General features: G+C 61.4%; 10 protein-coding genes. 4 read left to right on the forward strand and 6 right to left on the reverse strand.

What is annotated here, in order from left to right; genetic code table 11:
* Positions 1–20: 20 nt before the first annotated feature.
* The 6 genes from P353_RS01355 to glmM form a co-directional block, all read right to left on the reverse strand.
* On the reverse strand, positions 21–1655 hold the full coding sequence (locus P353_RS01355) for a DUF2334 domain-containing protein (protein ID WP_034364442.1): 1635 nt from the start codon (positions 1653–1655) through the stop codon (positions 21–23).
* A gap of 32 nt (positions 1656–1687) precedes the next feature.
* Positions 1688–2011, reverse strand: coding sequence for a hypothetical protein (locus P353_RS01360; RefSeq protein ID WP_034364443.1), 324 nt, complete (start codon positions 2009–2011; stop codon positions 1688–1690).
* A 102-nt stretch (positions 2012–2113) separates the two neighbouring features.
* Positions 2114–4864: an NfrA family protein gene (locus P353_RS01365; RefSeq protein WP_034364444.1), complete on the reverse strand. Its 2751-nt coding sequence runs from the start codon at positions 4862–4864 to the stop codon at positions 2114–2116.
* A gap of 10 nt (positions 4865–4874) precedes the next feature.
* On the reverse strand, positions 4875–7097 hold the full coding sequence (gene nrfB, locus P353_RS01370) for a cyclic di-3',5'-guanylate-activated glycosyltransferase NrfB (RefSeq protein ID WP_034364446.1): 2223 nt from the start codon (positions 7095–7097) through the stop codon (positions 4875–4877).
* Positions 7084–8265, reverse strand: a complete 1182-nt coding sequence (wecB, locus tag P353_RS01375; RefSeq protein ID WP_034364448.1) for a non-hydrolyzing UDP-N-acetylglucosamine 2-epimerase — start codon at positions 8263–8265, stop codon at positions 7084–7086. Before wecB ends, nrfB begins: the two co-directional genes overlap by 14 nt.
* Positions 8266–8427: 162 nt before the next feature.
* A complete protein-coding gene (gene glmM / locus P353_RS01380) occupies positions 8428–9762 on the reverse strand; it encodes a phosphoglucosamine mutase (protein ID WP_034365396.1) in 1335 nt (444 codons plus the stop codon).
* A gap of 789 nt (positions 9763–10551) precedes the next feature.
* On the opposite strand from glmM, the gene hisF reads away from it, so the two are divergent.
* The 4 genes from hisF to P353_RS01400 all read left to right on the forward strand — a co-directional run bounded on the left by hisF (position 10552) and on the right by P353_RS01400 (position 12664).
* Positions 10552–11352: an imidazole glycerol phosphate synthase subunit HisF gene (gene hisF, locus P353_RS01385; RefSeq protein WP_003058607.1), complete on the forward strand. Its 801-nt coding sequence runs from the start codon at positions 10552–10554 to the stop codon at positions 11350–11352.
* Positions 11353–11422: 70 nt separating this feature from the next.
* Entirely contained in the window at positions 11423–11851 is a 429-nt protein-coding gene (gene hisI / locus P353_RS01390) for a phosphoribosyl-AMP cyclohydrolase (protein ID WP_269799945.1), read from the forward strand.
* A 4-nt stretch (positions 11852–11855) separates the two neighbouring features.
* The gene (locus P353_RS01395; protein ID WP_034364449.1) at positions 11856–12254 is read left to right on the forward strand and encodes a phosphoribosyl-ATP diphosphatase; all 399 of its coding nucleotides are present in this window, start codon (positions 11856–11858) and stop codon (positions 12252–12254) included.
* A gap of 11 nt (positions 12255–12265) precedes the next feature.
* Complete coding sequence (locus P353_RS01400) at positions 12266–12664, forward strand: DUF4870 family protein (RefSeq protein WP_034364452.1); 399 nt, start codon at positions 12266–12268, stop codon at positions 12662–12664.
* Positions 12665–12740 lie beyond the last annotated feature (76 nt).

A 12740-nucleotide genomic window follows, 5' to 3' on the forward strand; every position in this document is an offset into this window, starting at 1 on the left:
CCGGAGAAAGCGCTTTTCTTTCATGGCAGCTGACTCGGAACGGTCCAGGTGAAGCCCAGATTGGAGATGCCGCTGACAAGGCTTTTGAAGTCCGCCAGGCCAGGGGTTCCAACCTGCGGCTCCAGCCAGAACGGGTGGAAGAAGAACGAGGCATAGCCGTCACGCACCGTCTTCACATACTGGGCATTGGTGAGAATGTCCTGCCATGTGTAGTTGAAGGAGGAGGTCGGATCGACGAGGTGGATGTCGTATTCGATGTTCCCCAGGCTTTCCGGCAACACTTTCTGCCCGTAGTAGTCGGTCTGGATGGGGTAGGGGAAGATCTGACCCACGGCAAAATCCTTCTCCACCGATGCAGTGAAATTGGGCTTGTCTGCGGTGTAGTACACCACGCGTTGATAAGTCTTGGGGAAGACCTGCGTACTGGCCTTGGATGCCAGCGCAGAGCCCTGGTAGTGCGGGGTTTCCCAGGCGGTTGCGCGATATCCATTGAGAGACAGCTCCAGCAGGCCAGCTCGATAACGTCCCAGCGCCCAGGATGTCGAGTCTTCCGGCACGGGCTTGTTGTTGACAATGTCCCAGAACTCGTAGTCATCGCCACTCACGGCCGTATAGCGGTTGCGCACATTGCTGTACTGGTGCGTGTAGCCATGCATCACGATTTCGCCGCCGCGCACCAGTGCATAGTTGAGAGCTCTCTTCAGATTGGCGGCCAGCGACAAGGGCACCTGCATTGGTATTCCCGAGTTGTACACGCCAAGAGGATCTTTGTAGTACGGAATGGTCGCAATCGAAAACGGTATCCGTTGCAGGTAGAGGTAGTCCGTCAGCGATTTCATCGCTGTCACGCTGACATTGGCACTCACATCTTCAAGACGGACCATGGCCTTGTGGCTCTCGGCATGGTTCACCCCCAGCATGTCATGCAGCATGTCGGCGAGCACGAGATAGCGATCGCGCGGTCCGATATAGCTGAACGGCATATCCGCCACATACCAGAAGTTGCCCGACCTCACCACATAGGGCGCCTGCTCGCCGGTCTTGGGATTGGACATGGAGACCAGATTCTGGGCCTTGGTGGTGTCGGTGATGGCCGTCACCCCTACATCGGGATCCGAATTCACGGCTCCGGTGCTGCTGTCGTATGCGTAGTATTTGACAAAGGGCAGGTTTTTGTAGGTGATGGTGTCAAAGAACCCCGGCGTGGTGTTGCTCGCAGTTGGCGCCGCATTGAGTCCTCGCAGCGCCGTCAGGTTGAAGCCATAGCGTGACTGGAAGCCGTAGGCCGGGTCCCAGGCAAACTGCCAGATGTTGTACTTGAACCAGACTATGGTCTTGCTCGAGCTGGCGGCATCGGTCATGAAGGCGGCGGGAACCGGGTTGTCGTAATACGAGCCCAGATAGAACGTGGCGTCGTAGCCGCTGAGCTGGCCTGCCGTGTAGTTCTGCACCGCGACCATATCGACCTTGCTGTCGAAATGTCCCAACAGATTGCGCAGCATGATGGCATAGCTCATGCCGAGCTTGGTGTAGGCCGTATTGGGCGGCGCGTCATAAAGGATCAGTGTGCGGGGACCTGTTTGCGCAAAGGCGCCAGGGCTCGCAAAGAGCATGGCCAGCAGCCATGCCCCAAGAATGCGTCCTAGGGTTTTCATGAGACTCTCCTGAGATCAGTACACGGTGAGGCCTATCGCTGCTGGTCACGGAATGGGCTGCCCGGATTGGGCTTGCCTTTCGGCGGATTGCCGGGGGAGGGGTTGCCGGGTTTGATGGGCGGCTCGTCCAGCGTGTCATCCCGTGTGAAATCCTTCTTGAAATGTCCTTTGTGGTGATGCGCACGCTCGTTGCGCTTGCGCTCTTCGGGGGCTGCGCCTGCGTCCATGCGGATCTGGGATGCCCCAGGCGGCAATGGCGGCGGCATGACGTTCGAGGCCAGGGTCCAGTTGGCCCAGGTCAACAGCGCCAGCGCGAGCAGCGCGCGCGTGGCCTGCCTTTGATCATGGGAGTGCATGAGAGTCTCCTTTCTGGAGAGCAGAAAGAAAAAGTGTCAAACAACACCATCTCCATAAACTCTAAAAATGGCGATGGGTTCGGGCCTTAAAGGCGTGCCATCTCAAAACACCAAGGCGGCACGTAGAAACACGCCTTTCCCTCTGTCGTCCCCGGCAAGCCGGGCGCGATACTGCAGGGAGAGGTCGAGGTAGGAGCGAGGTGCATGGTCACGGTCCTCGCGGAACCAGAAACGCATGTTCACACCAACGCCAGCGCCAACCGAGCTTTGCTTGCCCGAGGCTGTGCGTTCAGAGTTGTAATCAGCGCCCAGGACTGCGTGCGGAAACAGCACCAGTCTCGAGTCGCCCCCCCCCATACGGAAACTGCGCCCTGCTTGGGCTTCGAACGTCGCGTAGTTTTGCTTGCGATGAATGAAACGGCCTACTTCGGTGTAGACGTTGACGGTGTTCCAGCTGGGCACATCGACGCGCAGATCGGTGCCCATGCCGCCCGAATACCCCATGCGCAGCAACCAGTCGTTGCTGGACAGCGAGCCGATGCGCACGCGCCGCTCGACCGCGAGTATGAGGTTGTGATCGCTCAGTGGCTTGGCACGAATGCCGAAGGCCCCCTGAGTAGTCTCGCCGCCCGTGGGCACATCGTGGCGGCTGTAGACGGTTTGCGCAGCGCCGCCGTACAGCTCCCAGAAGCGGCCATCGCCGAACTTCTGCGGGCGCCAGTACACCTCGCTGACAAGCTGGGCCACGTCGCCATACAGGCCGGGCTGGGCGCCCGCAGCTCCCAGGGAAATGCCGCGATAGCCCAGCAAGGTGTTGACGCCCCAGGAGCGATCCCGGTCGGCCACTTCACGCCGCGTCTCATATTGCTGCTGCGGCGTCATGGCGAGTCTGCCGTCATGTGCCGCGGCAATGGCCTGCTTGAAGTAGTCGATGGACTGCTCGTTCTCGGCCAGCCTGCTGGCCGCGTAGGCTCCATCGCGCAGCGCCGTGTCCGGCAGGCGGCTCTGCTCCCGTGCGCGGTTGAAGATGGACAAGGCACGGCGATCATCGCCCACGCGGATGGCCATATAGGCCAGATTGGGATCGGCGCTTTGCTGCATCTCTGGCTCCGAGGCAGCCTGGGCAAAACGTGCTGCCGCCTCCTCGCGCCGTCCCAGTTGCAGCAGCAGATCCACCTCGCTGGACAGGGACAGGCCGCCCATCTGCAAGGCCGTCTGTGCATCGGCATTGGCCGCCTCGGTCATGCCCAGCTCGCGACGCAGACGGCTGCGCAGGGCCAGCACCTCGACGGCATCGGGCTGCAGCTGCAGGGTTTGATCGGCCTCTTCGAGGGCTTGCGCCTTCTGGCCAGAGGCCAGCAAGGCCTGCAGGCGCAGCTGGCGATAGGGCAGTTGTCCGGGGTTGAGCTGCACGGCAGCCCCGGCCTTTTCTGCCGCCAAAGCATATTGCCCATCGCTGTAGGCTTGATAGGCTTCATGTGCGACCTTGTAGGCCGGGTCCGGCGCCTCCTGCCCGGGCCAGATTTCGCAGCCGGGCACGTCGCCGGCGCTGAAGCAGTTGACCAGGGGCAAGGGCAGCTCGTAGCTGCGTGACATGGCCGAAGAGCGCAAAGCCTTGAGCTGCTCGCGGCGGCTGCTGACATCGGCATTGCTGTCTGTCTCCAGTGCCTGCACCAGGCGCTGGGCACGTTCGGTCTGGCCGGCGGCCATTGCCGCATCAAGGGTAATCACGCCGTAGTTCTGCCGCTCGGAGCGCGCCAGATGGGGTGCGGCAAGGGCGGTGTCGAAGGCCTGTTCGGAGGCCATGCCGCGTCCCTGTGCATGCAGGGCCACGCCCAGCAGCATCCGCAGTGCCGGATCGTCCTGCAGTGCCAGCCCTTGCTCTGCCACGCGCTGTGCCTGTGCCGCTTGCCCATCCTGGAGCAGCAGGCCCAGCCATTGCAGGCGGGGAGCCAGTGCATCCGGTGCTGTTCGGACGCTGGTCTCGGCATACCTGAGGGCCTTGACCATGTCGCCTTGCTCGCGTGCCTGCAAGGCCTGCTCGAAGGGACGCAGGGCGCGGCGCTGACGTATGGATGTGCGCAGCATCTGCCAATCGGGATCCGACTGCAGCTGTTTCACGTTGTCCAGTCTTGCTGCACGGGCCTCGGCCTCGTCGAAGCGTCCGTTCTCGACCAGCAGGTAGACCAGCAGGCGCTGGTAGTCCAGACGCGCCGGGGCCGCCGCTACGGCCTGTCTGGCCAGAGGCAAGGCAGCGGCGAAGTCGCGCCGCTCGGTGGCGGCATAGGCCTGGCTGGCCTTGGCGTAACCAGCAGGCATGGCCTGTGCTGCCGGGCTCTTGCGCGGGCGCGGCGTGGTGTCTGCTGTCGAGGCGGCCGCCTTTGTCGGCTCCGGTGTTGTCGCTGCTGAAGGCGTGGCCGTGCCTGGCGTCTTCGGCGGCTCCTTGGCCGAAGGAGCGGGCAGGGCTTGAGACTCGGGCTGTCTGGCCGGAACGGCTCCCTGATGCATGTCGCGCAGAGCCTGGGTCAGACGCGCATCGCCAGGGTGGCGCTGAAGCTGAGCCTTCAGTACAGCTTCGGCCTGTGCGGGTTGGCCAAAGCGGCGATGGGCTGCCGCCAATTGCAAGACGATCTCGGTGTTGTCCGGTGCCAGACGCTGAGCCTGCTGCAGCTCGGAGATGGCGCGCTGGCCATCGCCGCGCGCCATGGCCTCATACGCCTTGTCGATCCGGGGGTAGACCTGAAAGCGCTGTCTGGGAGTGATATCCGGACCTAGATCCACGGCCTGCGCCAGACCATCGTATGGGGTGGCGCATGCCAGGGAAAGAACCAGAATAGGACGAGAAAGCTTCATATATTGGCACCTAAGCAGCAACGGACACGATCGGGGCGGCATCAAGGCGGCGCAAAAGTTGCGCCATGGTGACTTGCAGCTGTTGCTGCAGTCGCAGTGCTTCATCCAGTGTGGCCTGCGTCAAGGCCCCCTGGTTCACCAGGAACTGGCCCAGGCTGTCATCGCTTTGCTCATGTCTGAGCAGCAAGGCATTCAGCACTGCCGTGTCGATGCGGCCCAGGGCTTGAAGCACTTCGCCCAGCATCAGCTGCCGCGACACATAGAATTTCCACAGCTCTTTCGCCTGTTCGGCGGATACGCGTTTGCGCTCCACGGCCCAGGCCAGCAGTTCGCGAGCCGGCTCCCCATGCTGTCTTGCATACAGACGCCGCAGCTCGACCGTGACCTCTCCCTTGGGGGCAATGAGGTAGCGCACGGGCCTCTCCAGCTTGCGCTCCAGGGCTGCATGCGAGACCGGGTCTATGACGGACTCGCTGGCCAGGATCAGTGTTTTTCCCTCCTCGCGCAGCGGCACCACGCTGTAATGCAGTGCCAGATGTGCCGGCAGCAGCGCCGCGATCTCGTCGGGGATCAGATGCTCTCCCAGAAACTCCCATGAAACGCCAGCTTGCTGGGCAACTGCAGCGGCCAGCTGTGCGGTGCTGATCAGGTCCTTGTGCACCAGCGCACTGCCCAGGCGCAAGCCGGGAGTGGGGCGCACCAGTGCTTCCTGCAACTGGCTCTCGGTCAAGGCACCTTGTGCGATCAGTATCTGTCCCAGGGGCTGGCGCAGTCTGGGTCCCTCTCCCAGCATGGGGAAGTCATGGTCGGTCTTGGCCCAGGCCATGCGCCGGATATCCTTGGCCTGCAGCGCCTGGGCGATGGCCCGCCAGTTGGCCAGAAAGTTCACTAAATTGCCCCATAGCAGGCGCGGAAGCGACATCAATCCCTGGACGATGCCGTAGTAGCTGGTGACGAAGAACATGCGCTGGACAATGCGGTTGAGCATCAGCATGAAGTTCGCAGCCAGCAGCGCATACAGCCACCAGTCTCCCTGGAAGATGGAGAGAAACCGGTAGCTGTCCGGTACCAGGCGCTGGTAGAGCCAGATGGCAATCAGCTGCATCGCCAGCAGCATGGCCAGAAAGCTGGCGAAATTGGTGAGAGCACCTTTTCGGTCGCGCCAGAGAAAATAGTTCAGCACGCCGCTCTTGGTCCAGCGCAGGGTCTTGAAACCCTGGATCACGATGCCCGTGATCCAGCGGGACTTCTGTCGCACCGCCGCATTCAGCGTATCGGGAAAGAACTCCCGCACGCAGATGACGCTGGCCTCACGCGCGCTGCGTCCGCGTCGGCGTGGCTGCTCGGGGTCGGCAGGCTGGTCCGCATCATGCACGGGAAAGCGCACGAAGATCTCGCGCATACCCAGCTGCTTGAGCCGGAAACCGATGTCGTAGTCCTCGGTCAGGCTCTGGGTATCGAAGGCCACGCCGTCACCGAGCTCCAGCAGCGCCGTGATGGCGCGGCGGCTGAAGCAGGTGCCGACCCCGGCGCTGGGCACCTGGCCCACCAGGGCCTCGCGCACCACGATGTCCTTGGCATGCAGCTCGGCAAACTCGTCCAGATAATGCCCGCCGGTAAATTCGCGCAGCGGCCGCTCAAGGGGGTAGACCGGCAGCTGGATCAGATCCTTGCGATCCACGAGGAAGTTGAACAGCCTTAGCTCCAGCTTGGACAGCACGTCTTCCGAGTCATGCAGGATGAAGCCTGCAAACGCTATGCCCGAGCGCTGCTCGAACTGGAAGATGGCATCGAGCACGTTGTTGAGGCAGTCGGCCTTGCTGGTTGGCCCGGGGCGTGCGCAGACCACGCTGTGCACATTCGGGAAATGGGCTCTTACCTGCTCCACATCGGCGTGTGTCTGAGGGTCGTTGGGGTAGGTGCCGATGAAGATGTGGTAGTTCTCATAGTCCAGCGTGGTTGCCGCCAGCTGCGCCATCTTGCCGATCACGCCATGCTCCTGCCAGGCGGGCACCATGATGGCCAGCGGCTTCTCGTCCACGCCGAGCAAGGCCTTGTAATTCATCTGCTCATGGCGCGAATACACGGTCAGTGCACGCCAGGCGCGCCGCCCCCAGTAAAAGAGGTCGATGAACAGATCGTCCAGTCCGCTGATGAAGATCACCACCGCAATGACGATGGCGATGCTCTTGAGGACATAGAGGTATCCGGTGAACAGGTCAAGCCAGGACATGAGGCGTCCTTTCTGCGGCTTTCTGTGCCAGGCCAGCTTGATCAGGCCTCAGCATCTGGTGCAGTCTTTTCTCGGTGCGCTGCGCTGCAGTCCCGTCACCAAACGGGTTGCTGCTGGCTTGCATGCTCCGGTAGGCAGCATCGTCATGCATCAGGTGGCGCACGGACTGAACGATCCTGCCTTTGTCGGCCCCAACCAAGGCGGCGCAGCCGGCTTCCAGCACCTCGGGACGCTCGGTCTCGTCGCGCAAGACCAGCACCGGTACCTTGAAGGTCGGCGCCTCCTCCTGCAGTCCGCCGGAATCGGTCAGCACCAGCCAGGCATCGGCCAGGGCCTGCTGCATGGCCAGGTAATCCAGCGGCTCTGTCAGCTTGACATTGGGAAGTCCGCCCAGCAGGCGGTATACGGGCTCCTTGACCACCGGATTGAGGTGGACCGGAAACAGCACCGGCATCTGGGGAAACTCGCGCGCGATGTCGGCAATGGCTTCGCACACATGATCCACATCGGGGCCCCAGTTCTCTCGCCTGTGCATGGTCACCAGGATATGGCCTCGGCCCTGCATGCGGCGATGGATGTGGTGATGCTGGCTGGCCCAGAGCTGGGCATCGACGACGGTGTTGCCGGTGAGCTCGATCTTTTCCTTGGCCACGTTTTCGCGCTCCAGTGCCTGCTGGGCTCTGAGGGTGGGGGCCAGATGCAGGCTGGCGATGCGCCCTATCATTTGCCGCAGACCTTCTTCTGGAAAAGGTCGGTGCAGGTTGTAGGTGCGCAGGCCGGCCTCGACATGGACGACGGGCACCTTGAGGTAGAAGCCGGCCAATGCACCCTGAAATGCGCTCTCTGTGTCGCCCTGCACGATCACTGCCTCACAGCTCGTATCCGCCAGCACGGACTCCAGCTGAGTCCGGCAGCCTGTAGCGAATTCCAGCAGTGAGCTTCCTTGCCTTTGCAGCACATGATCGGGCTGGATATGAAAGCAATCGAGCATTTGCGCGGCCATGTCGCCATGCTGGCCGGTGTGCAGCCAGATGGGGCGGGCCCAGTGCGTCTGTTGCAGTGCGTGATAGACAGGGGCCAGCTTGATGATTTCGGGCCTGGTCCCGGACACGATGAGCAACTGCGCGATGTCTGGCGTGGCGTGAAGAGCCTCGGAGTCCTGATTCATTGCGTTCTCCCTTTGAGTCAATTGGTATCAGACTGTCTTCATTCGTACCTGCTCAAAATCATCTTTCACGCTCTGCTTCGGGTATGTCAGCCAGCTCCTCATGCTGGCCGCCATCGGTGCCGGCTTTATCTGCTGCATGAGCGGCGCAGCCGCATCAGCGAGCTAACCGTCTCTGGCCGCCGTGACCAGACGCTCGGCACAGCGGCTGGCCTGATCGCCATCCTGCGCTTCCACCATCACATGCAACAGCGGCTCCGTGCCGCTGTGACGAACCAGCACACGCCCGGTAGAACCCAGCTCGGCCTCGACCTGTGCCTGCACTCGTGCCAGCAACGCATTGCTGCGCCAATCCCGGTCTGGTGACCAGTGCACATTGAGCAATGCCTGGGGGTAGAGCTGCACCGGCAGCAGCCATTGCGACAGTGTGCGGCCGGTGCTCACACAGGCCTGCAATATCTGCAGTGCATTCACCAGACCGTCGCCCGTGCTGTGGCGGTCCAGTATCAGCAGATGGCCTGAGCCCTCGCCCCCGAAGGTCCAGCCCCTGCGGCTGAGCTCTTCAAGCACGTAGCGGTCACCGACCTTGGTGCGCATGAAGTCCACATCCAGCACCCCGAATGCCCGCTCCACCGCCATATTCGTCATCAGCGTGCCGACGGCACCCGCAATGCTCTCGTCATGCTCCAGGCGGTCGGCAACAATCAGGTACAGCAACTCGTCACCGTTGTAGAGCCGCCCGGCTGCATCGACGACCAGCAGGCGATCGGCATCGCCATCCAGGGCGATGCCGAAATCCGCACCGCAACCGGAAACAGTCGTGGCCAGGAGCTCCGGATGTGCGGCTCCAGCCCCCTGGTTGATATTCATGCCATCGGGCGCGCAGCCTATGGCAACCACTTCGGCCCCGAGTTCATGCAAGACCATGGGCGCTATCTGATAGGCCGCGCCATGGCCGGCATCGACCACGATCTTCAGTCCTCGCAAGGTGAACGCATGGTCGCAGGTGCTCTTGCAAAACTCGATATAGCGACCGGCGGCATCCTCCAGGAGCTGGGTCTTTCCGAGTGCGATCGCCGGGACCCAATGCGGCTCATCCAGCAGCATTTGCTCGACTGCTACCTCCCAGACGTAGGGCAGCTTGGTGCCTTTGGCACTGAAGAATTTGATGCCGTTGTCCTCGAAGGTGTTGTGGCTGGCGCTGATGACCACTCCGAGGCTGGCCCGCAAGGCCCGCGTGAGATAGGCCACGCCCGGTGTAGGCAGCGTTCCAAGCAGCACCACATCCACGCCAGAGGAATTGAAGCCCGACACCAAGGCGCTTTCGAGCATGTGCCCCGAGATGCGCGTGTCCTTGCCAATCAGCACCGTCGGGCGCTCTTCGTTGCGATGAAGCATTCGTCCGACGACATGGGCAAGATGCAGAGCGAAGTCCGGCGTGATGGGAAAGTACCCAGCCCGCCCACGGATTCCGTCGGTACCGAAATATTGGCGTCTCATATCCATGATGATCACCTGTGCCTGAATACATTGATCGAGCGGGATGGGTTTCCGGGTTCGGTCAATTATTTATGGGTGCAACACTGTCGAAGTATTAAAAACTATTGATTTATTTTTTCCATAGTTTCACTAGCAAAAACAATCCGAACAAGAATGCAGCGTAAAAAGAAACATCTTTTTACGCCATGAATATTTGGATGCCGAATTGGGGTTTTATACACAGTATTTAGGGTATTTCGCTTCCCGGTCGGGACTGCTTTGCATTGCTGTCAACCCTAGCGTCAGGCGGCTTGCCGAAGCCCATCCCGCAATAGCTTTGCTTGTCATGCCGTCATGTGTCGCTCTCTGCAGTGCAGCTTCTCGCTGGTGTGGAGGCCGCTCATTGAAAATATCAGTGCCTTTATTTCCGGATCGCTTGTGGCATGCCTGCTCAGGAGTGGGCGATGGTCCTATGTGCGCCAGTTAATCGCAGCCGGAATATTGATGCAGGAAAGAAATTGGGGCTGAAAACAATAAATCCTGAGGCCGGCTCTGTGTTTGCTGTTATTCAATTGGGAGCACAGGGATTTTGTGCTGCTCTTTATGGGTTTAGGCAGCTGTTGCATTGAATCGTTTCAACTCGCTCAGGCTTGATTCGCGATGCGATGGCTGTGGCCGGGCTGCGTGCCGCCGAAGCCGGGTGGCAATGCCATGGCAGCGGCAAGGGGACGCCGCCGGCAGATGCCCTAGGCAGCGGCGAGGCCGTGGTATCTTTGGCCTCCTTGTTCGTAGATATTCCGAGACTGGTCCATGCTTGCCAAACGCATCATTCCCTGCCTTGACGTGACCGGTGGCCGCGTGGTCAAGGGCGTCAATTTTCTGGAGCTGCGCGATGCGGGCGACCCGGTGGAAATTGCCGCACGCTACAACGCCCAGGGTGCGGATGAGCTGACTTTTCTGGACATCACGGCCACCAGTGATGGCCGCGACCTGATCCTGCCCATCATCGAGGCCGTGGCTTCGCAGGTCTTCATTCCGCTGACCGTGGGCGGTGGCGTGCGCAGCGTGGAAGATGTGCGCCGCCTGCTCAATGCCGGAGCCGACAAGACCAGCTTCAACTCCGCCGCCATTGCCAACCCCGACACCATCAACGCCTGCAGCGACAAGTACGGCGCGCAATGCATCGTGGTGGCCATCGACGCCAAGCGCCGCACGCCCGAGGACGAGCAGCGCATCGGCCCCGGCGGCACGCCCATGGGGCCGGGCTGGGATGTGTACAGCCATGGCGGGCGCAAGAACGTGGGGCTGGACGTGGTGCGCTGGGCCGAAGAGATGGCCAGGCGTGGTGCCGGCGAGATCCTGCTGACCAGCATGGACAAGGACGGCACCAAGAGCGGCTTCGACCTGAAGCTCACGCGTGCCGTGGCCGATGCCGTGGCCGTGCCCGTGATCGCATCGGGCGGTGTCGGTAATCTGGAAGATCTGGCCGATGGCGTGACCATTGGCGGCGCCGATGCCGTGCTGGCTGCCAGCATCTTCCACTATGGCGAGTACACCGTGCAGCAGGCCAAGGAATGCATGCGCGCGCGTGGCATTCCCGTACGCTTGTAATAGTTAATTTGAGAGCTGCTTGCGCAGGCTACAAGCGGCTTTCCATATGTTTTGTGGTTGAAATCGGTTGCTGGCCTGCGCTAGCAGCTATACAAAACAAAGGTCTGCAATGAGCTGGCTGGATCAGGTCAAATGGGATGCGCAAGGGCTGGTGCCCGTGATTGCACAGGAGCAAAGCAGCGGCGACGTGGTCATGTTCGCCTGGATGAACCGCGAGGCACTGGAGAAGACCGCCGAGCTCGGGCGTGCCGTCTACTTCAGCCGCTCGCGCAACAAGCTGTGGTTCAAGGGCGAGGAGTCCGGCCATGTGCAGACCGTGCATGAGATGCGCATCGACTGCGACAACGACGTGGTTTTGCTCAAGATCACGCAAGAGGGGCATGATCCCGGTATTGCCTGCCATACCGGTCGCCACTCCTGCTTCTACAGCGTTTTCAAGGACGGACAGTGGCTGGCTGTCGATCCGGTCTTGAAAGATCCTGCTTCCATCTACAAATAAAGTCATGTCTGAACACAACACCGCGTCGGTCGAGGGCGCGCTGGCCCGTCTGGCCGCCGTGATCGAAAGCCGCAAGGTCGCCAACGGTGGCGATCCCGAAAAAAGCTATGTCGCGCGCCTGCTGCACAAGGGGCCCGACGCCTTTCTGAAGAAGATCGGCGAAGAGGCAACCGAAGTCGTCATGGCCGCCAAGGATGTCGATCATGGCGCGGACAAGGGCAAGATCCTCTATGAAGTGGCGGATCTGTGGTTTCACTCCATGATTGCGCTGTCGCATTATGGATTGACGCCCGCAGAGGTGGTGGCCGAGCTGGAGCGCCGCGAGGGCACCAGCGGTCTGGAGGAAAAAGCCCTGCGCAAGGCCCAGGAACGCGCTGCTCAGGAAGGGGCGGCCAAGCAATAAGGAGGAAGCGCATGAATGACGATCGCGACATCATCGATGTAGGCCCCAGCGGCTCTACCGAGGTTGAGGGCCTGAAGGCCTGGGGCTGGGTCAGCTATCTGCTGCACCTGATCGTGGCCGTGGCCGCGGTGCTGCCGGGCGCGCAGGTCAGTGTGCTGCTGTTGCTGATTGCAGTCGTCATCGATCTGGTCAAGCGCGACGATGCACGCGGCACCTGGCAGGAGAGCCATTTTTCCTGGCGACTGCGCAGCGTGCTCTGGGCCATCGTGCTCTATGCCGTGACTTTCCCGTTCTTCCTGCTGGGTCTCCTGATCTTCAACCCCGCCTGGGTGCTGATCTCCATCTGGTTCCTCTACCGCATCGTCAGCGGCATGATCGCCATGAACAAGAATCGTGCGATCCAGCCCTGAGCCGAACTTGCCTGACACCCAAGCCCCCGCTTTACGGCCGGGGCTTTTTTGTTTTTGCAAGCGGTTTTGCTGCACT

It is taken from the genome of Comamonas testosteroni (assembly GCF_000761245.1).
Taxonomy (GTDB): domain Bacteria; phylum Pseudomonadota; class Gammaproteobacteria; order Burkholderiales; family Burkholderiaceae_C; genus Comamonas; species Comamonas testosteroni_C.

Coding starts and splice junctions, on each gene's coding strand:
- P353_RS01355 (WP_034364442.1), bottom strand. CDS start 1,655: ATGAAAACCCTAGGACGCATTCTTGGGGCATGGCTGCTGGCCATGCTC.
- P353_RS01360 (WP_034364443.1), bottom strand. CDS start 2,011: ATGCACTCCCATGATCAAAGGCAGGCCACGCGCGCGCTGCTCGCGCTG.
- P353_RS01365 (WP_034364444.1), bottom strand. CDS start 4,864: ATGAAGCTTTCTCGTCCTATTCTGGTTCTTTCCCTGGCATGCGCCACC.
- nrfB (WP_034364446.1), bottom strand. CDS start 7,097: ATGTCCTGGCTTGACCTGTTCACCGGATACCTCTATGTCCTCAAGAGC.
- wecB (WP_034364448.1), bottom strand. CDS start 8,265: ATGAATCAGGACTCCGAGGCTCTTCACGCCACGCCAGACATCGCGCAG.
- glmM (WP_034365396.1), bottom strand. CDS start 9,762: ATGAGACGCCAATATTTCGGTACCGACGGAATCCGTGGGCGGGCTGGG.
- hisF (WP_003058607.1), top strand. CDS start 10,552: ATGCTTGCCAAACGCATCATTCCCTGCCTTGACGTGACCGGTGGCCGC.
- P353_RS01395 (WP_034364449.1), top strand. CDS start 11,856: ATGTCTGAACACAACACCGCGTCGGTCGAGGGCGCGCTGGCCCGTCTG.
- P353_RS01400 (WP_034364452.1), top strand. CDS start 12,266: ATGAATGACGATCGCGACATCATCGATGTAGGCCCCAGCGGCTCTACC.